At 67.1% G+C, this 23337-nt stretch carries 21 protein-coding genes; 18 read left to right on the top strand and 3 right to left on the bottom strand.

Going from position 1 to position 23337, the window contains the following annotated elements; all coding sequences use genetic code 11:
• Positions 1-118 precede the first annotated feature (118 nt).
• Positions 119-1336 (bottom strand): diguanylate cyclase, encoded by a 1218-nt coding sequence (locus ACYQ4W_RS07360; RefSeq protein WP_459854730.1) that lies wholly within the window; start codon positions 1334-1336, stop codon positions 119-121.
• Between the two features lie 179 nt (positions 1337-1515).
• Between ACYQ4W_RS07360 and ACYQ4W_RS07355 the strand changes: the two genes are divergently transcribed.
• The 15 genes from ACYQ4W_RS07355 (at position 1516) to ACYQ4W_RS07285 (ending at position 17035) form a co-directional block, all read left to right on the top strand.
• Positions 1516-2595 (top strand): hypothetical protein, encoded by a 1080-nt coding sequence (locus ACYQ4W_RS07355; RefSeq protein WP_459854728.1) that lies wholly within the window; start codon positions 1516-1518, stop codon positions 2593-2595.
• A gap of 39 nt (positions 2596-2634) precedes the next feature.
• Positions 2635-3078 (top strand): ArsR/SmtB family transcription factor, encoded by a 444-nt coding sequence (locus ACYQ4W_RS07350; RefSeq protein WP_459854725.1) that lies wholly within the window; start codon positions 2635-2637, stop codon positions 3076-3078.
• A gap of 62 nt (positions 3079-3140) precedes the next feature.
• On the top strand, positions 3141-4271 hold the full coding sequence (locus ACYQ4W_RS07345) for an SO_0444 family Cu/Zn efflux transporter (protein ID WP_459854723.1): 1131 nt from the start codon (positions 3141-3143) through the stop codon (positions 4269-4271).
• Between the two features lie 373 nt (positions 4272-4644).
• On the top strand, positions 4645-5634 hold the full coding sequence (locus ACYQ4W_RS07340) for a PhoH family protein (protein WP_459854720.1): 990 nt from the start codon (positions 4645-4647) through the stop codon (positions 5632-5634).
• Positions 5631-6116: an rRNA maturation RNase YbeY gene (ybeY, locus tag ACYQ4W_RS07335; protein WP_459854718.1), complete on the top strand. Its 486-nt coding sequence runs from the start codon at positions 5631-5633 to the stop codon at positions 6114-6116. The genes ACYQ4W_RS07340 and ybeY overlap by 4 nt, the downstream gene beginning before the upstream one ends.
• Before the next feature lie 378 nt (positions 6117-6494).
• Positions 6495-7400, top strand: coding sequence for an ornithine carbamoyltransferase (argF, locus tag ACYQ4W_RS07330; RefSeq protein ID WP_459854716.1), 906 nt, complete (start codon positions 6495-6497; stop codon positions 7398-7400).
• A gap of 24 nt (positions 7401-7424) precedes the next feature.
• Positions 7425-8621, top strand: coding sequence for an argininosuccinate synthase (locus ACYQ4W_RS07325; RefSeq protein ID WP_459854714.1), 1197 nt, complete (start codon positions 7425-7427; stop codon positions 8619-8621).
• A 355-nt stretch (positions 8622-8976) separates the two neighbouring features.
• Positions 8977-10365, top strand: a complete 1389-nt coding sequence (argH, locus tag ACYQ4W_RS07320; RefSeq protein WP_459858510.1) for an argininosuccinate lyase — start codon at positions 8977-8979, stop codon at positions 10363-10365.
• Between the two features lie 164 nt (positions 10366-10529).
• Positions 10530-11576: a 4Fe-4S dicluster domain-containing protein gene (locus ACYQ4W_RS07315; RefSeq protein WP_459854712.1), complete on the top strand. Its 1047-nt coding sequence runs from the start codon at positions 10530-10532 to the stop codon at positions 11574-11576.
• On the top strand, positions 11566-12399 hold the full coding sequence (locus tag ACYQ4W_RS07310; RefSeq protein WP_459854710.1) for an FAD/NAD(P)-binding protein: 834 nt from the start codon (positions 11566-11568) through the stop codon (positions 12397-12399). The genes ACYQ4W_RS07315 and ACYQ4W_RS07310 overlap by 11 nt, the downstream gene beginning before the upstream one ends.
• A gap of 22 nt (positions 12400-12421) precedes the next feature.
• Positions 12422-13165: an NADH-quinone oxidoreductase subunit B family protein gene (locus tag ACYQ4W_RS07305; protein WP_459854708.1), complete on the top strand. Its 744-nt coding sequence runs from the start codon at positions 12422-12424 to the stop codon at positions 13163-13165.
• A gap of 65 nt (positions 13166-13230) precedes the next feature.
• A complete protein-coding gene (locus tag ACYQ4W_RS07300; RefSeq protein ID WP_459854706.1) occupies positions 13231-14700 on the top strand; it encodes a Ni/Fe hydrogenase subunit alpha in 1470 nt (489 codons plus the stop codon).
• Between the two features lie 249 nt (positions 14701-14949).
• Positions 14950-15762, top strand: coding sequence for a PhzF family phenazine biosynthesis protein (locus ACYQ4W_RS07295; protein ID WP_459854704.1), 813 nt, complete (start codon positions 14950-14952; stop codon positions 15760-15762).
• The gene (locus ACYQ4W_RS07290; protein ID WP_459854702.1) at positions 15759-16109 is read left to right on the top strand and encodes a cupin domain-containing protein; all 351 of its coding nucleotides are present in this window, start codon (positions 15759-15761) and stop codon (positions 16107-16109) included. The genes ACYQ4W_RS07295 and ACYQ4W_RS07290 overlap by 4 nt, the downstream gene beginning before the upstream one ends.
• A complete protein-coding gene (locus ACYQ4W_RS07285; RefSeq protein ID WP_459854699.1) occupies positions 16109-17035 on the top strand; it encodes an AEC family transporter in 927 nt (308 codons plus the stop codon). Before ACYQ4W_RS07290 ends, ACYQ4W_RS07285 begins: the two co-directional genes overlap by 1 nt.
• Here ACYQ4W_RS07285 and ACYQ4W_RS07280 read toward each other — a convergent pair.
• Positions 17032-18339 carry a DUF401 family protein gene (locus ACYQ4W_RS07280; RefSeq protein WP_459854696.1) on the bottom strand — a complete coding sequence of 436 codons (1308 nt, stop codon included), beginning with the start codon at positions 18337-18339 and terminating at the stop codon, positions 17032-17034. The genes ACYQ4W_RS07285 and ACYQ4W_RS07280 overlap by 4 nt on opposite strands.
• 160 nt (positions 18340-18499) lie before the next feature.
• On the opposite strand from ACYQ4W_RS07280, the gene ACYQ4W_RS07275 reads away from it, so the two are divergent.
• Entirely contained in the window at positions 18500-19096 is a 597-nt protein-coding gene (locus ACYQ4W_RS07275) for a hypothetical protein (RefSeq protein ID WP_459854693.1), read from the top strand.
• A 265-nt stretch (positions 19097-19361) separates the two neighbouring features.
• Here the strand turns inward: ACYQ4W_RS07275 and ACYQ4W_RS07270 are convergent, their stop codons facing one another.
• Positions 19362-19913 (bottom strand): tetratricopeptide repeat protein, encoded by a 552-nt coding sequence (locus ACYQ4W_RS07270; RefSeq protein ID WP_459854690.1) that lies wholly within the window; start codon positions 19911-19913, stop codon positions 19362-19364.
• A gap of 114 nt (positions 19914-20027) precedes the next feature.
• Here ACYQ4W_RS07270 and ACYQ4W_RS07265 point away from each other — a divergent pair, with 114 nt between their 5' ends.
• Positions 20028-21884 (top strand): aldehyde ferredoxin oxidoreductase C-terminal domain-containing protein, encoded by a 1857-nt coding sequence (locus tag ACYQ4W_RS07265; RefSeq protein WP_459854688.1) that lies wholly within the window; start codon positions 20028-20030, stop codon positions 21882-21884.
• Complete coding sequence (locus ACYQ4W_RS07260; RefSeq protein WP_459854685.1) at positions 21881-23122, top strand: class II aldolase/adducin family protein; 1242 nt, start codon at positions 21881-21883, stop codon at positions 23120-23122. Before ACYQ4W_RS07265 ends, ACYQ4W_RS07260 begins: the two co-directional genes overlap by 4 nt.
• The last annotated feature ends 215 nt before the right edge of the window (positions 23123-23337 follow it).

Below are 23337 nucleotides of genomic sequence, written 5' to 3'. Positions count from 1 at the left end.
CGGCGACGTGAGCGGACATGGAATGCCGGTTGCGCTGGCTGGCCAGAGGCAATAGGGGAGCGCGGGCGGGGCTTGGCAAAGAGGATTGAGCGGCCCGGGTCTGCGGCCGGAAGCGGGATCAGGCGTGCGACGGAAGCTTGGCGCGCGCATCGCCGGGCGTGGCCAGCCCCATGTGGCCGTCCAAAAGGGCCAGCAGCTTCATCTGGTCCTCCACGTTCTCCAGGCGGAAGGAAAGCCCCATGTTGAAGGTGTCGCCATGGCCCGCGGCCACGCGGCGCACCTCGGCCAGCAGGGGCAGGGTGATGGACCGCGCCGCGTCTGAAATGACCAGCCGCAGCTGCGTGGCGGGCTTGAGGCCCGTCGCCGAGATGCAGCTCAACCCGCCCAGGCTCACGTCCCAGGCATCGGCCGCCACGTCGCCGAGGTGCTGCGTTTTGATGGTGAGCGGCAGGGGATCGCTCAAGGCGTAGCGCGGGTGCACGCGCTTGGTGTCGTGGAAGCGCAGCACCGTGTTGCGCAGGGCCTTGGCCTGATACAGGGCCGCGTCCGCGTTCTGCACCAGCCCGTCCATGTCCAGCCCGTCCTTGGGGTAGCACGCCAGCCCGATGCTCACCGTGACCGCGTCCAGGTCCTGCCCGCCGAAGCGCACGCGGTGGCTGGACACGGCCTCGCGCACGCGCTCCGCCACGGTCAGTGCCTCGTCGCCGTTGGTCTGCGGCAGGATGATGGCGAATTCCTCCCCGCCGAAGCGTATGACCCGGTCGTACAGCCGGGCCGTCTCGCTCAGGATGACGGCCACGTCGCGCAGGGCCTGGTCTCCGGCGGAGTGGCCGTAGGCGTCGTTGAAGTCCTTGAAGTGGTCGAGGTCGAGCATGAGCAGGGAGAAGTTCTGCCCGAACCGGCGGAAGCGCTCCATCTCGCGCGGGATTTCCTGGTTGAAGGAGCGGCGGTTCAAAAGGCCGGTGAGTTCGTCGCGCACGGCGAATTCTTCTTTTTGCTGCAGCAGGCGCACTTCCACCAGCACGGGCTCGCGCACCATGGGGTCGACCTGCATGAAGTAGTCGCAGGCGGCGGTGAGCAGGCTGACGCAGCGGCCAAGCGCCTTGGACAGCTGCCGCTGATGGTCCACGATGGCGAGCAGGCGTCCGCGCGCGTCCTCGGGCTCCAGCTCCAGTCGGGTCAGGCGGTAGAGCGCCTCGGAATAGACCTCGGACCCGAATTCCTCGGCCAAGGTGTCCCAATGGGCGGCCGTCATGGTGCAGGTTGTGGCGGACCGTTGCAGCAAGGCCTTGAGCTGGGCCGAAAACTCGCGCCTGTGACTGAAAGGCGAAGTCATGCTGAAACCAACCTATTATTATGATTAGCAATATTGAATAAGTGTTTCTACGTATTGTAGGTCTAGGTGAAAGCGGCTCCCATGTCAATGCACGTTCGAAACTTGACCAAAGCGGCACTGACGGGCAAAAGTGCAAACGCTGGCCATGCCGCCGGCGCCAAGCCAGGAGGAAACCCCCCATGCCGAAGCAGTTCCGGAACGACGACACAGTGTTGCGCGGCCGCGTGGCCAAAGTGCTGGCGATGCGCCGCGAGCTGGGGCTTACCGGGCTTGTGGGCGGGCTCGAGGCCGTGGTCATGGGGGTGGAGCCGGACCGGCTCAAAAGCGCGGCAGCGGATTTCTTGAACACCACGGGCTATTATTTCGGCACGTCCTTTGTGGATGAAGCAGGCCCGGGCTGCGTGCTGGAGCTGCCGGGCTCCGCGGATTTCGTCCTGCGCGCGCGCACGGGCGCAAGCCCCTTCGCCGCCGAGCCCCTGGGCCCCAAGTCCGCGCATCTGCCCGGCACCAGGGTGGAGGCCATGGTCTTTGCCTGCCGCGACGTGCAGCGTTTTGTGGACATACAGAAAAAACGCGGGGTGCGTTTTATGACGGACGGCATCGTCCGCTCCGACGCTTCGCTGTTCATCCAGACCGCGCCTTCGGAAAAGAGCGCCCTGTCCTTCGGCTTCGTCCAATGGCTCAAGGGCGGCCGGCAGCATCTTTCCAACCTGGTGCGCCCGGGCGATTGGTGCCTGTCCAAGCCGGACCGCGCCCACCTGCGCAACATCGGCATCTTCGACCACGCCTCGGTGCGGGTGCGCGCCAAGGACCGCGACGACGCCATCGTGGAGTTCCTGGAGCTGACGGACTACGAGTTCTCCATGGCCGTGTACGTGGACAACCTGAACTCCATCACCAACGTGGCGCGGCTTGCTGGCGAGCCATACGCCATGGTCATCACCTCCGGTTTGGGCGAGGCCGCGGCCGGGCAGGAAGGCCCCACGGAGAAGTTCATCCAGAACTACGGCAGGCGCATCCACCATTTGGCCTTCCGCACGGTGCGCATTGAGGAGACCTTTGCCGGGCTCCGGGAGCAGGGCATGGAGTTCCTGCTGGAGCTTGTGGGCTCCAAGGAGGAAGGCCTCAAGCAGACCTTCAGCCGCCCCTCGGCCGAGACCCTCATGGTCAACGAGTATATCCACCGCTTTGAGGGCTTTGACGGCTTCTTCACCAAGAGCAACGTGACGCTGCTGACCGAAGCCACCGCCAAGCAGTAGTCGCTTGACAGTCAAAGGAACCGGGCATAGATGAAACGCATGAGCGGTTGTTCACATGATTGCGTGCCGGTGAAAGCAGGACGCGAAGCAGACGGACCGGCGGAAGACGCCAACCAGGAAAGAAATCGGGACGCTGGCCTGGACGCCTGCGAGCGCCCGTGCATCCACCACGACCGCGTGGACAAGGTGCGCGCTGTGCTCCTGGACGACGAGGATGCGGCCGGGCTGGCGGAGATCTTCAGCCTTCTGGGCGACCGCACCCGCGTGCGCATTCTGCACGCGCTTTCTCTGGGCGAACTCTGCGTGTGCGACATCTCGGCGGCGCTGGGCGTCAGCGCCTCGGCCATCTCGCACCAGCTGCGGCTGCTGCGCACGGCCAAGCTGGTGCGCGCGCGCAAAGAGGGCAAGAACGTCTTTTACGTTCTGGACGACGGCCACGTGCATTCGCTCATCGCCCAGGGGCTGGAGCATGTGTTGGAGTAGGGTTTTTTTGAGATTTTACATGAACAAGTGTTCATATATGAATGTGAGCACAGGGAGCGGATATGTGGCGTGACGTCGTGATGGGCTATTTTTTCGAATGCTGGTCGGTGCTGCGCGAGGCCGCGCCTTTTGTGTTGTTCGGGTTCTTCATCGCCGGGCTGCTTAAGGCCCTGCTGCCGGAAACCTGGCTGACGCGACACCTGGGCGGACGCGGGCCTCTTTCCGTGTTCAAGGCCGCGCTCATGGGCGTGCCGCTGCCCCTGTGCTCCTGCGGGGTGCTGCCCACCGCCCTCGGGTTGCGGCGGCAAGGCGCAGGCCCCGGCGCAACCACAGCCTTCATGATCTCCACCCCTGAGACCGGCGTGGACTCCCTGGCCGTGACCTACGCCATGATCGATCCGCTCATGACCGCGCTCCGGCCCGTGGCGGCCTTTGTTACCGCCGCCGTGGCCGGGCTGGCCGCCAACATGCTGCCGGAGCGGCTGATCTCCGCGCCCGCTCTTGTTCCCGCCGCCGCGAGCGCCCAGCATGGCTGCTCTTGCGGCGGAAGCTGCGCCGCGACGACGCGTGCGCCCTTGTCAGCCGCCAGCCCCCTGGCCGCCAGCCCCGGCGAAGCCAAGCCCGGGCCCGGCCTGCGCGCGCGCCTGCGTCTCGGCCTGGGCGACGCCTTTGGCGAAATGCTGGCCGACGTGGGCGGCTGGCTTTTGGCCGGCGTGCTTGTGGCTGGCGCAATCTCCGCCTTTTTGCCCCCGGACCTTTTTGTCGACATTCCCGGCGGCGAGCTGAGCTCCATGCTGGCCATGCTGCTGGTGGGCATTCCCTTGTATGTGTGCGCGTCCAGCTCCACGCCCATCGCGGCCTCGCTGCTGTTGAAGGGCCTTTCGCCCGGCGCTGCGCTGGTGTTCCTGCTTTCCGGCCCGGCCACCAACGCCACGACCCTCACGGTCATGGCGCGCACCTTCGGCACCGCGCTCACCGGGGTCTATGTGGGGGCCATCGCCGTGTGCTCGCTGTTCTTCGGCTATGTGGCCAACCGCGTGTACACGGCGTTGGGCTTCAACATCCACGCGGTGCTGGGCCAGGTGACCGAGGCCCTGCCGCCCTGGCTGGAGGTGGGCAGCGCGTTGCTGCTGCTGGCGCTCATCGCCCGCGCGCTGTACGCCGCCCGCCGCCACGGCCCCTGCTGCGGCTAGAGGCGGGAGACATCTCGTTCGACCGGCCGGCTGTGCGCCGCCGTGAGAATGCGAGACCGTCGCAGTGCGCTCCTTTGCGAAATGTGTTGGCGGATGCCTTCCCGTTTCAGATCAGGCTTCGCGAGGACGTTTCATCTCGAAAGGCTCATGGGCTCGCGCTCATGGGCCTTCTTTTCTTGCGCTGCGGAAAGCGTCTGCGCCAGCCCAACGCTTCGGCAGGGCGTGGGGGGCTCCCGTGCCGCCATTGCGTTTGCGCGCCGGGTCTTGCGTTGACCGGAGATCGCCGCGCCCTCCGCCTCGTGACGGTCTTGCAGCCCTGGCCTGATTGCTGTAGCCAAGGGCAACGAGCTTTTTCTGGAGGCAGCCGCACTTCATGAACACGCAAAGCGCAACGGTCCGCAAGCTGGAGTTTCAGGACTCCACGCTGGCCAACAAGCTTTTTGGGCCGCAGGGTGCGAACCTGGCCCTGCTCACGGAAAAGAGCGGGGTGGTCATAGAGACGCGCGGCGCCAGCGCCACCCTTTCCGGCGCGGAGGATCTGGTGGAGGTCTGCGCCAGCGTGCTGACGCAGCTCTATGGGCTGCTGCGCGAGGGCAGGCAGGTGCATCCCCAGGATGTGGACTGCGCCTGGCGCATCCTGCTGCGCGAGCCCGGCTCCGACATCCGCCGCATCTTTCAGGACACGGTCTACGTGGCCTCCCCCAAAAAAACCATCGCGCCCAAGACCTTGAGCCAGCGCGACTACCTCACCGCCATCCGCGAGAACGACCTGGTCTTCGGCATCGGTCCCGCGGGCACGGGCAAGACCTACCTCGCCGTGGCCCTGGCCGTGTCCGCCCTCATGCGGCGCGAGGTCAAGCGCATTGTGCTGGCGCGCCCGGCCGTGGAGGCGGGCGAGAAGCTGGGCTTCCTGCCCGGCGACCTGGCCGAGAAGGTGAACCCCTACCTGCGCCCCTTGTACGACGCCCTGCACGACATGCTGGACTTCGCCCGCGTGCAGGACATGCTGGAGACCGGCGTCATCGAGGTGGCTCCCCTGGCCTTCATGCGCGGCCGCACCCTGAACGACGCCTTCGTCATTCTGGACGAGGCGCAGAACACCACGCCCGAGCAGATGAAGATGTTTTTGACGCGCCTGGGCTTCGGCTCGCGCTGCGTGGTCACGGGCGATGTGACCCAGATCGACCTGCCCACCCAGACCCGCTCCGGCCTGGTGGAGGCGCACCGCATCCTGCAAGGCGTCACGGGCATCCGCTTCGTGCAGTTCCACGAGCAGGACGTCATCCGCCACCCGCTGGTGGGGCGCATTGTGCAGGCCTACGAGCGCCACGAGCGCGAGCGCAAGGGCGGGGCCAAAGCGTGAGCCGCTCCTCCGTCACCCTGAACGTCGCCACCCCGCCCGCCACGCTGGACCCGCGCTTTCCCCTGGCCCGGCGCGAGCTGTGCGCCCTGGTGGAGACGCTGCTGGCCTCCCTTGGGCTGAGCGGCTCGCGGCTCACCCTCACCCTTGTGGACGATGCGGGCATTGCGGCCCTGAACGCCAAGTACCTGCGCTGCCAGGGCCCGACGAACATCCTGAGCTTTCCCGAGGGCGACCCCGAAGCGCCCAAGGAGCTTGGCGCGTTGTTCCTCTCGGTGGAGACCCTGGCCCGCGAGGCCTTTTTGTTTGGCCAGGAGCCCGGCGCGCACACGGCGCGGCTTTTGGCCCACGGCATTCTGCATCTGGCCGGGCACGACCACGGCCCGGAGATGGACAGCCTGACCGACCTTGCCGTGGGCATCGCCGTGAGCGTGAGCGCCTGCGACGGCTGCGGCTGCGGCGCGTCCTGCGATTCCGATTGGTAGCGACGGGCTGGTCGGGCCGGACTGGTAAGGCTGGACTGATCGGGCGGGCCGGACTCTTCAGTCGTACGCCCGCGCTTGCAAACGATTCCGACCGGCATGGCCGACTGGGGCGCTCAAGCAAGCGTTGTCCGTGTTTTCCCGACTCATGCTCCGGCCGATCAGCTAGGCGGCCGCGTTGTTTTGCTCCTTTGCGGGGGCAGCTCCGCGCCGCGCGGCGGACCGCCAGGATGCAGTTCCGCGCGCCGGATGCCGGGGGCGTTGTTCTTCCCCTCTTTACATCCGCCGCTGCGTTGGGCAAAATGTCCTTTTTCGCGCCAATTCCGCAGCACTATTTTCGCACCAATCGCCCCCCGGCAGTCCCTGTGAGGAGAATCCGCCATGCCCAGACATTTCTTGAACATCCTGGACCTCTCGAAGGAGGAGGCGCGCGCGGTTCTCTCGCGGGCCAAGACCCTCAAGGAAGGGAAGATCCGCACCAAGCTTCTGGATGGCAAGACCGTCATCCTGATTTTCGAAAAAGCCTCCACGCGCACCCGCGTGTCGTTTGAAGTCGGCGTGCGCCAGCTTGGCGGGCAGACCGTTTTTCTGACGCCGAACGAGTCGCAGTTGGGCCGCAACGAGCCCTTGAAGGACACCGCCCGCGTGCTTTCCCGCTATGCGGACGCCATGGTCGTGCGCACCTTCGGGCAAGAGAAGCTGGAGGCGCTCGTGGAGTGGGGCACCATTCCGGTGGTCAACGCCCTGACCGACCAGCACCACCCCTGTCAGGTCATGAGCGACGTGTTGACCATGTTCGAGCGCACTCCGGACCTGCCCTCCCTCAAAGTGGGCTGGATCGGCGACGGCAACAACATGGCCCATTCCTGGATCGAGGCCGCCGTGCAGTTCGGCTTTGCCCTCACCCTGGCCTGCCCGGCGGGCTACACCCCGGACATGGACATCGTGGCCAAGGCCCAGGCCGCGGGCGCGCGCATCACCCTGACCGAAGACCCGGCCGTGGCCGCCAAGGACGCGGACTACCTGAACACCGACGTCTGGGCCAGCATGGGCCAGGAGGCCGAACAGCTGCGCCGCGAGCAGGCCTTCGAGGGCTACCAGCTGGACGACCGGCTCATGGCTCTGGCCAAGCCCGGCTGCAAGGTCATGCATTGCCTGCCCGCCCACCGGGGCGAGGAAATCTCCGACGAGGTCTTCGAGGGCAACGCGGACATGATTTTCGATGAAGCCGAGAACCGTCTGCACATGCAGAAGGCCATTCTCGAATGGGTCTTCGAGGCCCTCTAATCCTATCTCGAAAGGGAGCAGAACATGAGTTCCATCAAAAAAGTCGTCCTGGCCTACTCCGGCGGGCTGGACACCTCCATCATCCTCAAGTGGATCAAGAACACCTACAATTGCGAGGTCGTCACCTTCACCGCCGACCTGGGCCAGGGCGAGGAGCTGGACGGCGTTGAGGCCAAGGCGCTGGCCACCGGCGCAACCAAGGCCTATGTCGAGGACATCCGCGAGGAGTACGCCCGCGACTTCGTGTTCCCCATGCTGCGCGCCGCCGCCCTGTACGAGGGCCGCTACCTGCTCGGCACCTCCATCGCCCGGCCGCTCATCGCCAAGCGCATGTGCGAAATCGCCGAGGCCGAGGGCGCTCAGGCTGTGGCTCACGGCGCCACGGGCAAGGGCAACGACCAGGTGCGCTTCGAGCTCACCGCCATGGCGCTCAATCCCAAACTCAAGACCATCGCCCCCTGGCGCGACTGGGACATGAAGTCCCGCTCCGACCTCGTGGCCTACGCCGAAAAGCACGGCATCCCCGTTCCCGTCAGCCAGGCCAAGCCCTGGAGCCAGGACGCCAACCTGCTGCACGTCTCCTTCGAGGGCGGCGAGTTGGAGGACCCCTGGAACGCGCCCGCTGCCGGCTGCCACCGCTACTGCGTGCCCATCGAGGAAGCCCCGGACAAGGCCGAGGAGATCACCCTCGACTTCGAGGCCGGCAACGCCGTGGCCCTGAACGGCAAGCCCCTTTCCCCGGCGCAGATGGTGCTCACCCTGAACGAGATCGGCGGCCGCCACGGCATCGGCCGGGTCGACATGGTGGAGAACCGCTTCGTGGGCATGAAGTCGCGCGGGGTGTACGAAACACCCGGCGGCACCATCATCCACATCGCCAAGCGCGACCTGGAAGGCCTCTGCCTCGACCGCGAGGTCATGCACCTGCGCGACTCGCTCATTCCGCGCTACGCCGAGATGGTCTACTACGGCTACTGGTTCGCGCCCGAGCGCGAGGCTTTGCAGGCCCTGGTCGACAAGACCCAGGAAAAGGTCACCGGCACCGTGCGGCTCAAGCTGTACAAGGGCAACTGCGTGCCCGTTGGCCGCAAGTCGCCGTTCTCGCTGTACCGCATGGACCTCGCCACCTTTGAGGAGGACGAGGTTTACAATCAGGCCGACGCCGCGGGCTTCATCAAGCTCGTGGGCCTGCGCCTGAAGGGCCGTATGGCTGGCAAATAGTCGATTGTGAATCAGGGGGCGCCGCCCCCTGAACCCCCGCCAAAGGGCCAGGGGCCCTTTGGAATCCCCCATGGCCGCGAGGGATGCGGGCTGCGAAGCCAGCCCGCATCCCTCGCGGCGGATTGGAGACGCCGGGTTGCAAGCGCCGGAAGTTATCTCCGCATCGGACGCTGCGGACCGGACGTTTTGCCTCAGGAATGGTAGTCCAGGCATATTTGGCTCAGACCCGCAAAGAAACAAGACGCATTTCCTCGACACCCCTTTGAGGGTTCCAAGGGGAATCATTCCCCTTGGCGGAGGGGGCCTGGGGGAGGCGGAGCCTCACCCAGAGACAGCGCGACACGCCGGGAGGATCATCATGACCAAGAAAATGTGGGGCGGGCGCTTTGCCGAGGCCGCAACGGCTTCGGTGGAGGAGTACACCCAGTCCGAGAGTTTCGACCGCGCGCTGTACCGCGAGGACATCATCGGCTCCAAGGCCCACGCCACCATGCTGGGCGATTGCGGCGTCATCACCTGCGACGAGGCGGCGCAGCTTGTGCGCGGGCTGGATCAGGTCCTGGCCGAGATCGAGAGCGGCGCGTTCGTGTGGAAGCGCGAGCTGGAAGACGTGCACATGAACATCGAGCGCAGGCTGACGGAGATTGTCGGCCCGGTGGGCGGCAAGCTGCACACGGCGCGCAGCAGAAACGACCAGGTGGCGCTGGACTTCCGGCTGCATGTTTCGGCCCGGCTGGACGTGTGGAGCCATGAGCTGGCGCGGCTGGTGGAGGTGCTGGCGGCAAGGGCGGAGGAGCATGCGGCGACGCTGCTGCCCGGCTGCACGCATTTGCAGCCCGCCCAGCCCGTGAGCCTGGCGCAGCATCTGCTGGCCTATGCGCAGATGTTTCGGCGCGACCACGAGCGTTTGCAGGACTGCCTGAAGCGCGTGCGCGTTTCGCCCCTGGGCGCCGCGGCCCTGGCAGGCACCACGCATCCCATCGACCCGGCCAAGGTGGCCGCGAGCGTGGGCTTCGGCTCCACCTTCGCCAACAGCATGGACGCGGTGAGCGACCGCGACTTCGCGTTGGAGGCCTTGTTCTGCGCCAGCGTCGTCATGATGCACTTAAGCCGCATGAGCGAGGAGTTCATCCTCTGGGCCAACCCGAACTATGGCTATGTGAAGCTGCCCGACGCCTACTCCACGGGCTCCAGCATCATGCCGCAGAAGAAGAACCCGGACGTGTGCGAGCTGATGCGCGGCAAGACCGGGCGTGTGTATGGCGCGCTGACCACGCTCTTGACCATCATGAAGGGCCTGCCGCTGACCTACAACCGCGATCTGCAGGAAGACAAGGAGCCGTTCTTCGACACCGACAGGACGGTCAGCGCCTCCGTGTCCATCATGGCCGACATGCTGAAGGTGCTGGAGTTCCAGCCCGCCGCCATGCGCCGCGCGTTGGACAAGGGCTTTTTGAACGCCACGGAGCTTGCCGATTATCTGGCCGCAAAGGGGCTGCCCTTCCGCGAGGCGCACCACGCCACGGGCGCGGCGGTGGCCCTGGCCGAGAAGAAGGGCGTGCGGCTTGAGGATTTGAGCCTGGAGGAGCTGCGGGGCTTCTCGACGCTGGTCGAAAAAGACGTGTTCGCCGTGCTGGAGCACGAGGCGGCCGTGCGCCGCCGCGCGCTTTCCGGCGGCACCGGTCCAGGCCCTGTGGCCGCGCAGTTGCAGAATCTTCGCGCCTGGATCGCCGGCCTGCGCTGAAGAAAATTCGTTCGTCCATCATGCAGGGAGGAGCGCCTTTGGGTGTTCCTCCCTTTTTTGCAAGCAAAACCATGTGCATTTTGGAACATGGGTTGCGTTCTCCCAGGATTATACCCTATGGGATTGTACGCAGAGTCACAGCCATCCGATCCCGGAGGGGAATCATGACGACGTACACCGTGTACAAGGAGCAGTTGCCCGGACTGTTCGAGAAGTGGAGCGAGTCTTACGCGCTCTATGTTCCGGCGAAACTGCGCGAAGGTTTTTACGATCTTGTGCCCTGGAAAAGGGATTTGGAGATCGCCTGGGACTTCGACGTTGCCTACAACTCGCCCAAGCGTTTTCTTTTGCCCCCGCGCGAGACGCTCATCACCTTCAACCGCAGGACCTGCGAGGCCTCCCCGGTCTTCGAGGCCCCGCCGCAGATCCTTTTTGGCGTGCACCCGTACGACGTCAAGGCCATTAATCAGCTCGACCAGCTGCTGGAAAGCGGCGCGCCGGACCAGAATTATGTTCGCCGCCGCGCGGCGACCGTGATCATGGCCTATGAGCCACTCACCGTTTCGCCCACGGCCTTTTGGGCCAGCGTGGGCGCGGCCACGGCGGCGCACGGTTTCGACCTGTACTGGACCAAGATCGGCCCGGCCGCGTTCACCGTCGAGGTCGGCTCGGTCAAGGGCGAAGAGCTGCTCAGCATGTGCGGTCCGCTCATGCATGCCACGGCGGGCGACAAGGAAGGCGCGCGCCGCGCCAAGAACCGCGTGCTCTTCCGGGCCAGGCGCACCGGCCTGCGCTACAACTGGGAGGAGACGCCGCGCCTCTTGTCCAAGTGCTGGGACTCGCCCCTGTGGCGGCGCTACTCGCAAATGTGCCTGGCCTGCGGCTCGTGCAACATCGTGTGCCCCACCTGCTACTGCTTCGACATCCGCGAGGAGGCCGACGACCAGTTGGAGGAGGGCATCCGCTACCGCGAGTGGGACGGCTGCATGCTGGAGGGCTTCGCCAAGGTCGCGGGCAACCACAACTTCCGGCCCAAGGCCCAGGATCGTTACCGCCACCGGTACTTCCGCAAGGGCAAATACATTTACGACAAGATCGGGGAGCTGGGCTGCGTGGGCTGCGGACGCTGCGTGCGCGCCTGCACCGCGGGCATCGCCAATCCCCTCAAGGTGTTCAACGAACTTTGGGAGGAGACCGCCCATGAACACTAAACCCTTCTCGCCGTACGTGCCGCGTCCGGTCACGCTGGTGGAGAAGACCAAGCTCTCCGACTTCGTCACCCGCTTCACCTTCGAGCAGGACAACGGACGCCCCCTGGCCCACAAGCCCGGCCAGTTCGTCAACGTGTCCATCTATGGCATCGGCGAGGCCCCGTTCTCCATCAGCTCGCCGCCGCGGCGCACGCAGAACACCTTCGAGATCGCGGTGCGGCGCATCGGCGCCGTGACCCAGGCCCTGCACGCCCTTGAGCCCGGTGCCAAGGTCGGCATCCGCGGACCCTACGGCTCGTCGTTCCCGGTCATGAAGTTCGTGGGCAAGGACATCCTCATCGTGGCCGGCGGCCTGGGCTACATCCCTCTGCGCTCGCTTTTGTTCTACCAGCTGCGCCACCGCGACGAGTTCAACCGCATGGTGCTCATGGTGGGCACGCGCGAGCCCAAGGAGCGCATCTTCGTCGACGAGATAGCCGACCTGGCGAAAAGCGGCGACGTGGAGGTGCTGGAGACCGTGGACATGCCCGACGAGACCTGGAAGGGCAACGTCGGCGTCATCACCACGCTTCTGCCCAAGGCCGAGCTCGATCCCGGCAACACCTACGTGGCCATGGTCGGCCCCCCGATCATGTACCGCTTCGTCATCGCGGAGTGCCGCAAGAAGGGCATCGCCTCGGACCAGATCTTCGTCTCGCTGGAGCGCAAGATGAAGTGCGGCCTGGGCAAGTGCGGCCACTGCCAGATCAACGAGCTCAACACCTGCATCGACGGCCCCGTGTTCTGCTACACGGACATCGAGGCCTACCAGGAAGCCATCTAGGCGCTTGGCGGGGAGGGATCACATGGCAAGAAAACCAAGAATAGCCTTCTTCGACTTCGCCGGATGCGAGGGCGACCAGCTCCAGATCGCCAACCTTGAGGAGCGTCTGCTCGACATTCTGGGCCACGTTGAGGTGGTGAGCTTCCGCGAGGTGGCCACCGGCCACAGCGACGACTACGACGTGGCCTTTGTCGAGGGCTCCATCACCCGCCCGGAGGACGAGATCCGCCTCAAGGAGATCCGCAAGAACGCCAAGATTCTTGTGGCCCTGGGCGCTTGCGCGGCCATCGGCGGCATCAACTGCCTCAAGAACTTCCTGGCGGAGAACGTCTACCGCGAGGAAGTGTACGGTTCGAGCGCGCGCTGGTTTCCCACCTACGCCGCCCGGCCGCTCAAGAGCGTGGTCAAGGTCGACGCGGAGGTGCCCGGCTGCCCCATCGACCCCACCGAATTCGCGCGCATCACCAAGGAACTGCTGCTGGGGCGCACGCCCTGGATAGCCGACTTCCCCGTGTGCGTGGAGTGCAAGCAGGCGGGCAACGTGTGCCGCTACGAAATGGGCCGCATGTGCCTGGGCATCATCACCCGCGCGGGCTGCAAGGCCGCCTGCGTGAGCCAGGGCGCGCACTGCTGGGGCTGCCGCGGGCTTGTGCCCGGCGCCAACCTCGACGCCGCGCGCATCGTCATGGACCGCCCCGGCACCAGCCGCAAGGCCATCCAGGACCTGCTGCGCTTCTTCCTGGGCGATACCGGCGCCGCCCTTTAGCGCGCCCGCTTTGTCTCTGACGTCAGCCACCGGCCCGGCCAACGGGCCGACGAGAGGATAGGAACATGGCCAAGACAGCCGCCCAAGCGCCCGCAAAAAAAGCAGGAAAGACCGCCGCCAAAGCCCCGGCCAAGCCGAAGAAGGCCGCGTCGCCCGCGACCCCTGTCTCCACGCCGCCGGCCGAGAGCGTGCCGGGACCCAAGAAGGTCCGCGTTCATTACCTGACGCGCGTGGAAGGCCACGGCAACATCACCGTGGACGTGGAGGCGGACGGCACGGTCTCCACCTGCCGCTGGGAGGTGCCCGAGGCCCCGCGCTTCTTCGAGGCCATGCTGGTGGGACGCGACTACGCCGACGTGCACCACATCGTCTCGCGCATCTGCGGCATCTGCGCCATCGGCCACCAGCTGGCCAGCCTGCAGGCCACGGAAGACGCGCTGAACATCAACGTGACCGAGCAGACGCACTTGCTGCGCCGCCTGGCCCTGCACGGCGAAAATCTGCAAAGCCACCTGCTGCACATCGCCTACCTCGTTCTGCCCGACCTCATGGGCGTGGACTCCATTTTGCCCCTGGCGCAGACCCACCGCGACGTGGTGCTCAAGTTCATCGCCGCGCGCCGCGTGAGCAACGAGTTCAGCCGCCTCATCTGCGGCCGCACCACGCACCCGCAGCGCATGGTTCCCGGCGGGTTCACCATGTTCCCCACCACCGAGGAACTGCAAAGCGTGCGCACCATGTTGAAGGAGACCCTGCCGAACCTGGACTTCGCGGTGGATTTCTTCGCCACGCTTTTGGACCGCTTCCCCAAGTTCGAGCGCGAGACCGAATACGTCGGCCTCGTCTCCCCGTCGGAATACGCCATGTACTGGGGCGAAATCGGCTCCAGCAAGGACGAGCGCCGTCCGGTGCGCCAGTACCGCAACATCTCGCGCGAGTACATCATCCCCACCTCCACCGCCAAGTGGACCAAAAACATGGGCGAGTCGTACATGGTGGGGGCGCTGGCCCGCTTCAACCTGAACGCCGAGCACCTGATGCCCGGCGCCAAGGCCGCGGCCAAGAAGCTCGGCCTCAAAAAAGGCTGCACCAATCCGTACATGATCACCGTGGCCCAGCTTGTGGAGTGCGTGCACACGGTGGAGGAATCCATCCAGCAGGTGGAGGAGCTTCTGGCCCGCGGCATCCGCGAGGAAGCCCCGGCCAAGCCCACCAGCCTGTGCGCCGGGCGCGGCGCGGGCGCTGTGGAGGTGCCGCGCGGCATTCTGTTCCACTTCTATGAATACGACGACAACGGCCGCATCTTCCAGGCCGACTGCGTCATCCCCACCAATCAGAACCACGGCAACATCCAGAAGGATCTGGACGCGCTGGTGCCGCAGCTCTCCGGCCTGAGCGAAAAGGAGCTGGAGCTTCGGCTCTCCATGCTCGTGCGCGCCTACGACCCGTGCATCAGCTGCTCCACCCACTGCATCGACGCGCGCGGGCTGGACACGGGCGCGCGCAGCCTGGTGCGCATCAACAGGAAGAAATAGAGCTTGAGGCCCGGGGCGAAGCGTTGCCCCGGCCCCGCATTGTGAGGCGAAAGGGCCTGGACGGAGTCTTGCTCAGTCCAGGCCCTTTCGCCTAGTGTGGGCGCAGAGAATGAAGACCGGCCGGGAGAAAGAAGCGGGGCGGCGGGGCGTTCGCCGCTCTCAAGGCTGGCGACATCGCCGAACCCAAGGGCCGCGCCGGCCAGAGCCGGAGGGCAATGCCCTTGCGCAACACAATGGAGGTTTGCGGTCATGCGGCGCACATATCCGCTCTATCAGGTCGATGCCTTCGCGGACGGCGTGTTCAAGGGCAACCCCGCGGCGGTGGTGCCCCTGGAGACGTGGCTGCCGGACGAGACCCTCGCGGCCATAGCCGAGGAGAACAACCTGTCCGAGACGGCGTTCTTTGTGCCCAAGGCCGGGCCGGGGCAGTACCATCTGCGCTGGTTCACCCCGACCTTTGAGATAGACCTGTGCGGCCACGCCACCCTGGCCACGGCCTGGGTGATCTTTCACGAGCTGGGATATGCGGGAGAGCGCATCTGCTTCGAGTCGCAAAGCGGGCCGCTTTTTGTGGAGCGCGCGGGCGACCGACTGGTGCTTGATTTTCCCTCCTGGCCGCCGGAGCGCGTGGAGGTGACCGAGGCCATGACGCGGGCCTTTGGCGCACAGCCGCTGGAGGCCTGGGCCGGGCGCGACCTTTTGTGCGTGTTCGCCCACGAGGACATGGTGCGCGGCATGCGTCCCAACCATGCGGCGTTCTACGATCTGCCCTACGTGTGCAACATCGCCAGCGCTGCGGCCAAGGCGGGCGGCGAGTTCGACATCGTCTCCCGCGTGTTCTGCCCGGAGGCGGGCATACCCGAGGACCCGGTGACGGGGTCGGCGCACAGCCTGCTGACGCCTTTTTGGACCGCGCGCCTGGGCAAGGCGCAGCTCCGGTCCTACCAGGCCTCCAAGCGCGGCGGAAGGCTTTGGTGCGAACTCAAGGACGGCCGCGTGCGCATTGCGGGCAACGCGGCGCTTTACTTGCGCGGGCTCATCGAACTGGAGGGCGCGGCATGAGCGAAAAGAACACGGCGGCGGACGCTCCTTCGCCGCATTACAGCATCGCGGGGCGGCAAAGCATCATCGAGACGCCGGAGGTGCGCGTGACGCTGATGACCCTGGCGCCGGGCGAGGCCACGCCCTGGCACCGCCATACCGAGGTGACGGACACGGCCTTCCGGCTGGACGGCGAGGTGGAGGTGCAGGCGGGCGAGCCCGTGGAGGACCTGCCCCTGCTGCCGGGCGTGCCGTGCGTCATGGATGCCGGGCGCGTGCATCGGGTCGTCAACGTGGGCACGACGCCGTGCCGCTTTCTGTTGGTGCAGGGCGTGGGCGCCTATGACTTCGTGAAGGCGCTGGACTGATGGCGAGCATGTTCGTCGCCGTGGTCTGCCTGCTCATGGGCGTGCTGCTGCGCTACCTGGGCAGGCTGCCTCAGGGCGCGGACCGCACCGTGTCCGGCGTGGTGATTCAGCTTTCCGCCCCGCCCGTGGCTTTTCTGGCCGCGCACAGCATGCCCATCTCGGCGGAGATGCTGCTGCCCGCCAGCATGGCCTGGATCGTCATCACCGGGGGGTTCGCCTTCTTCGGGCTGGCGCGCAAAATGTTCGGCATCTCGCGCGAGACCTTCGGCTGCCTCATCCTCACGGCGGGCTTGAGCAACGTCGTGTTCATCGGCCTGCCCATGATCGAGGCGTTCTTCGGGCACGAGCTGGTCTACGTGGCCTTCCTGTGCGACAGCCCCGGCGTTTCGCTGGTTTTGGCGCTGCCCGGCGTGCTGCTGGCCACATATCTTTCGCCCCTGGAGCGCAAATCCGGCGGCGCGGGCGCGCAGGTCTGTCAGGCCTTGCGCCGGGTGCTGCTGTTCCCGCCCTTTCAGGGCCTGGTGCTGGGTTTGGCCCTGCGCTCCGTTGCGTTGCCCGAGTGGCTCGTCAAGGGCCTCACGCACATCGGCATGACGCTGGTGCCGTTGTCGCTTTTCTCCGTTGGGCTGGGGCTCTCGCTGCGGCTGCCCAAGGGCGCTGGCCGGCCGTTGGCCCTGGGCCTGGGCTACAAGCTGGTCCTGGCGCCGCTTATCATGCTCGCGGTGGCGGTGTTCGGCTTCGGTAACACCGGGCCGGTGGCCCAGGTGGCGGTGTTCGAGGCGGCCATGCCGCCCATGGTGCTGGGCGGAATTCTGGCCACGGACAACGGCCTGGACCCCCCGCTGGCCTCGCTTTTGGTGAGCGTTGGCACGCCGCTCTCCTTCGCCACGCTGCCCTTGTGGCACTGGGTGCTGGCGGGGCTTTAAAACACCCGCGTGAGCGCGAAGAACCAGGCCACGCCGCAGGCCAGCAGCAGGCCGCAGGGAATGAGCAGCCGCCTCCAGGTGGAGGCGATGTCCGCGCCGAAGAACTGGCAGGAGAGCACGAAGCACACGTGCAGCGGCGAGACCATGACTCCGGTGAAGCCGGCGAAGAGCCCCAAGGCCAGGTGCGGCAGCAGCTGCGCCTCGAGCCCCGGGTTCCCGGCCAGGCTCAGGTTGTGCAGCACGCCGAGGATGATCGGAAACGTGGCGCCCACAAAGGCCACGGTGATGCCGGAGATGAGCCCCACCAGAAACGGCAGGCCCAGCGTCAGCGCAAAGAGCGCCCCGGGACCCGAGGCCACCCGCGCCAGCTGCGCCACCGCGCCGGAGGCCTGCAGCACGTCCTTGAACACCAGCACCGACACCACCAGCGCCACGAGCTTGTAGAGTTCGCGGTCCTTCAGCACGCCCGCCACAAAGCCCGGCCCCACGCGGTTCTGCACCAGCGAGCAGCCGATGGCCAGCAGCAGCGCGGCCATGATGCCCAGTTCGAAGGGCAGATCAGGGGCGAGAAAGGTCATGGCCACCTCAAAGCCCAGGCCGCAGCAGATGGCGATGAGCATGGGCAGGCCCTGGTAGAGCGCGGCGCGCACGTCGCGTTCTGGCCTCGGGCCGGGCGCGGCGTTTTGCAGGTGCGCCACGGCCGGGCGCATGATGAACCGCCAGCCCAGGAGCATGCACAGGGCGATGCACGGGCAGGTGTAGACGATGAGCCGGGCCAGGGGCACCCCGGCCAGGGCCGAGGTGAGGATGATGCCGGGGTAGAGCGGCCAGCACAGCTCCCACAGGTGGCGGAACCAGTAGTTCACCAGCGCCGTGTCGCGTCGGGCCAGGCCAAGCTCGTCGGCCATGTCGCGCACCAGGGGCGCGGAGAACACCGCCCCGCCGGGCATGGGCAAAAAACCCACCAGAGCGGGGAAGAACGCCAGCCGCAGGCGCGGATCCACAAGAAAGCCCGTGGCCGCCTGCATCAGCCGCTTGGTCTGCCCGCTTTTCTCCAGCACCTCGGACAAGAACAGGATGAGCGCCAGGATGAGGATGAGGTAGGTGGTTTCCCGTTGCAACGCGGACATGGCCGCCACCCGCGCCCACTCGGACACGGGCATGTGGAAGCAGAGGGCCAGCACCAGCCCGCCGACAAGCACGGAAAGCCACAAGGGCTGGCGCAGGCGCAGGCCCGCCAGCATGACGCCGAAGGCGAAAAGCACCTTGGCCAGGGGCAGCAGTTGAACAAGCGCGTCGATCACAGGCGGTCTCCGTTTGGCCGGCCGGCATAATCTCTGGGTGTTGCCGGCGCATTGCCAGCGGCGTTCGCCGATGATACTCACTTTGCGCGCGCACGGGAAGCCCCGGCGGGGTTGCCTTCCCGGTCCGGCGCGCAAGATTTACGCACAGGAGCGAAGACACATGCCCGCAGATTCCGATGCCCACGCCACAGACTCCCCCGTGACAGATTCCCTTGTGACCGACGCCGAACTCAAGAGCGCCATGCGCGCGCACATCACCAACACGCTCATGGAGCGCGTGTCGCAGGACGACGCCCGCCGCGTGGAGGCCCTGCGCGAATATCTCGCCGTGACCCAGGCCGTGACGGACCTTGGCGCGGCCGACACCCTGGCTCTGATGGTGCCGCCGCTCATGCCCGCGCTGTACCGCCGCTGGATAGGCATGTTCGCGGAGCGGCTTTTCGAGACCGCGCCCCAGGCCCAGCTGGAGATCTTGTGCGACGGCAGCGAGGAGAACGGCGGGGCGCTGGCCCTGGCTTTTGTCATGTTCTTGGAGTCGGAGCGCATGGAGAAGCAGATGGCCGAGGACCTGCGCGCCTTTGGCGGCAGCCAGGCGGGCGATGCGCGCGAGGCCCAGATGGCCGACCTTGCTGCCAGCTACCTGCGCGCGCGGGTGACGACCCTGGCCGAAAAGGACGCGGAAAAGGCCCGGACGGCCACAGCCGCCAAGGCGAAGCTTTTGGCCAAGGGCAAGGCCAAGGGCCGCAAAAGCAATTGATCCGCCGGGGCGCACTGGTGCGCGGCACGTGCCGCCTTTGCCCCATGCCGCATGACCAGATCGCCTGGCCGCCTCGCCGGAGCAAGTCGTCGGACCGAGCCGCAGGGCCGGGCGACCCGTCAAGACAGGGGGCTGTGCCGCTGGGCCAGCGCCTCATGGCGCGGTGGCGGGGCAGAGAGCCGTACTTCCGCCTCACGCTGCCGCAACGCCGGGCGGATCGCCGATTGGATCGCCGGGCGTCAACCGCGGAACATGCCGGAGTTTCTTAGGCCTTTTGGGGCTGGTCCAGCACGCGCTCCACGGCCTCGGCCACGGTGCCGGCAACGGGCAACTGGTCCTCGGCCGAGGTCTCGACGAGGGCTATCTGCAAATTGAGCTCACGCTGCAGCACCACGCTGTGCGGGTCGAAAAAGAGCTTCCAGACCACCGCCGCCTTCTGCACGCGGTCCAGCCGCGCCAGCACCAGCCCGAGAAAGAGAATGGCCCGGTTGTCCTTGCGGTTCTTTTGCAGCAGGCGCTCAAACTCCACCTTGGCCTGAATGTACTGCCCCTGGCGGTACAGGCATTCGCCCAGCCGCTGGCGCGCCTCGGCGTTGGCGCTCTCGGCCTGCAGAAAGGTTCTGTAGAAGCCAAGCGCCGTGGCGAAGTCTCCGGCCGTGAAGGCCGCGTTGGCCTGGGCCAGCACGGGGGCGGTTTGCGAGGCGGCGGCCACCGGGGCCTCCTCCGCATTGCCGCGCAGCCTGTCCATGAAGCCGAACAAAAGCCTGCGGCGCGAAACGTCGATCTCTTCGTTCTTTCCCTTTTTCTCTGCGGCCACTCGTGTCCTCCTGCCGGGGCAAAGCGCTTGCGGGCCTTGCGATTCCCGGCGGCACAGCATACTGGTTTCACCCACGGGGTCAAGGCCGCAAACTCGCAACAGGGAGGACGGAACGTGCCCGAATCGTATGGCTGGACAGGCGGAATTCTGCGCGTGGATCTTTCCGCGGGCACCCACGAGGTTGACCGCCTGCCCGAGGGCATCCGCGCCGCATTTCTTGGCGGGCGCGGCCTGGGCGGATATTTTCTGCGCGGCTTGGCCACGCTGCCCTGCGACCACCCGGACCTGCCCCTGGTCATCGCCAGCGGACCGCTGACAGGCACCGACGCCCCGGCCTCCGGCTCCTGCCACATCACCACGCGCTCGCCCCTCACCGGGGCCATCGGCGACGCCGGCGCGGGCGGCCGCCTGGGCACGGAGCTCAAGCGCGCGGGCTATGACGTCCTCATCATCACCGGCCGGGCGGACAAACCCTGCGGCATCGAGATCTGCGACGGCGAGGTGCGCCTCACGGACGCCTCCGCCCTCGCAGGCCTGTCCACGCCCGATGTGTTCACGCGGCTGCGCCAGCGCCTGCCGCACGGCTCCCTTGCAGCCACCGGCCCGGGCGCGGAGTACGGCTGCGCCTTCGCCACCCTGCTGGTGGACCTGTATCATCAGGCCGGGCGCTGCGGCGTAGGCAGGGTGTTCGGCCTCAAGAACCTCAAGTATCTCGCCGTGCGCGGCACCGGGGAAATCGCCGTGGCCGATTCCGGCGGTCTTGCGCGCGCGCGGGAGGACATTCTGCGTCTGGCCAGCGCCTCCCCGGCGCTCATGGGCCAGCACGGCTTCACCAACTTCGGCACCGGCAGCCTGTTCGACCTCATGGACGCAAGGCGCATGATGCCGACCGACAACTTCGCGCGCACGCATTTTCCGCCCGCCGGGGGGCTCAACGCCCACGCCTACGCCACGCGCTACCATCCGTTGAAGCGCGGCTGCGAAAGCTGCCTGGTGGCCTGCAAGCGCCTTTCCGGCGACGGCCGCCCCCTGCCGGAATACGACGCCATGAGCCATTTCACGGCGCTCATCGGCAACGGCATGATCGAACTGGCCATGCGCGCGAACGACTTTTGCGCCTGCCTCGGGCTCGATCCCGTGAGCGCGGCCTCGGCCCTGGCCTGCCATCGCGAGATCACGGGCGATGCCCTTGACCCGGAGCGGGTGCTGGCGCTGCTGCTCGGCATGGGCACGGGCACTGGTCCGGCCGCCGCGACCGGCCTGGAGCTTGCCCGGGGCGCGGCCTGGTACGCCGCAACGCACGGCCGCCCGGAGCTGTCCATGAGCGTGAAGGGCCTGGAACTGCCCGCCTGCGACCCGCGCGGCGCGTACGGCATGGCCCTGGCGTACAGCGTGGCCACCCACGGCGGCTCCAACCTGCGCGCCAACCCGCTGAGCCACGAGGTGCTGCGCAAGCCCGTGGCCACGGATCGCTTCAGCTTTTCCGGCAAGGCGCGGAGCATCAAGCTCGCGGAGGACGCCGCCGCTGCGGCGGACAGCCTGACCATCTGCGCGCACCTGCTGCTTGCCGCAGGGATGGAGGAGTACGCGCGGGCCTTTGCCGCCGTCACCGGCCAGGCCGCCACGGGCGCGGACCTGCTGGCCTGCGGCGCGCGCATCGACTACCAGGAGCGGCTCATGAACGCGCAAAACGGCTTTTCCGCCAAGGACGACGACCTGCCCGCCCGCTTCTTCACCGAGGCAGGCAGCGGTTCGCCGGACATCCCGGTGCCGCCCTTGCCCCGGCAGGACTTCCTCGCCGCCCGCTCGGCCTATTACCGCATCCGCGGGCTGACTGAAGACGGCCTGCCCCGGCCGGAAGCGGCGGCGCAACACGGTTTGCCCTGGCCTGCCGGCCTCTCCGGGCCGGATGGCCCCGCACAGCCCGGCAACGCCTTTCGCCCTGTGGCGCAGCAGGAGGAGAACCCATGACCGACATGCTGGCCAAATACGCCGCCAAGCTGGTTGCGGCGGGCCTGTGCGCGCCGGGCGAGCCGCTTCTGGCCGCGCTGGACGCGGAGCTTTCCTTCAGCCATGCGGGCGATGCGCACCAGCCCCTGGCCGAGGCGGTCATCCAGGGCCTTGGCGCCGCCGCGCTGCTCATCGCCCGGCCCATGGGCGCCTGCCAGCAGACCATGCTCGCCCTGGCCGAGGAGGCGCTGGCGACGGGCGCGGGCTTTGTGGTTCCCGGCGACTGCGAGACGCGGACCTTTCTGCATGATCTGCCCGTGGTGCGCGGGCTTGAGGCGCGGGGCGTCATGGCGGCGCTCTCCCGGCGCAAGGGCTGCATCATCGTGGACAGCGGCCAGGCGTTCATGGCCGCCGCGGGGTCGGTCAGCCCGGAGCAGGCCTTTGTCACGGCCAGCTCCATGGCCTTTGCCTGCTTTGTGGCGTATTTCGCCAAACATCTGCGCGATGTGCGCGCCGGGGAAATGACGGCCGGGCGCCGTGCCGGGTTTGCGGCCATCCGCGCCCAGCTGGACCAGGACATGGCCCGCCTGCCGCAAGGGCCGCCCCCGTTGCTGGCCGGGCCCTTTGCCGACGAGGACCAGGCCCGCGCCGCCATGATCGAGGCCGGACGCTTCGTTGTGGAGTACGGGCTGGTGGACTCGTCCTTCGGCAACGTCTCCTGCCGCCAGGCGACCCCGGCGGGCGAGCTGCTGCTCATCAGCCAGACGGGCAGCTCCTTGGATGAGCTCGGCGGGTGCATCGACCCCTGCCGCTTCGACGGGACCTCCTGCGTGGGGCTCACGGCGTCGAGCGAGCTTGTGGCGCACCGGGCCATTTACGACGGTGGTCCGGCCAGGACCATTCTGCACGGGCACCCGCGCTTCGCGGTCATCCTGTCCATGGACTGCGACAAGCTGGACTGCCCCGGCCTCGGCCAGTGCCACCGCGCCTGCGCCACGCCGCGCGGGCTTCTGGACGCGGCCCTGGGGCTGGATATCCCCATCGTGCCGGGCGAGGTGGGCACCGGACCCTTTGGTCTGTGCAACACGCTGCCGCCCGCCCTCAACCAGGAAGGCGGCAAGCGCGGCGCCATCGTGTACGGGCACGGGCTCTTCGCCACCGGGGCCGTGGACTTCCGCGACGCCTTCGCCACCCTCTTTTCCGTGGAGCGCTACAGCCGCGAGGAATACTTCCGGCGCGTGGACGGGTTGGAGAAGTAGGCTCCGCCGCGGGCCAGTCAGCGCTGGCCTGTCCGCGTTGGTCCGTCGCCAAGGCCCGGCGCCAAGGCCCGGCGCCGCTGGCGCGAAAAAAGGGGTTTGATTCCCGTCGCAAGGGTGGTACCGCAAACTTCCCGCGCAGGTTCGGCGCTGCGGGCGTCTGCGCATGAGCCCGCGCCCGGCAGGGCGGGCATTGGCGTGAACAGCGGCGGAGCAGA

It is taken from the genome of Humidesulfovibrio idahonensis (assembly GCF_054657715.1).
The sequence above is the reverse complement of the archived record's forward strand: the minus strand, read 5'-3'. Positions and strand labels throughout refer to the sequence as shown.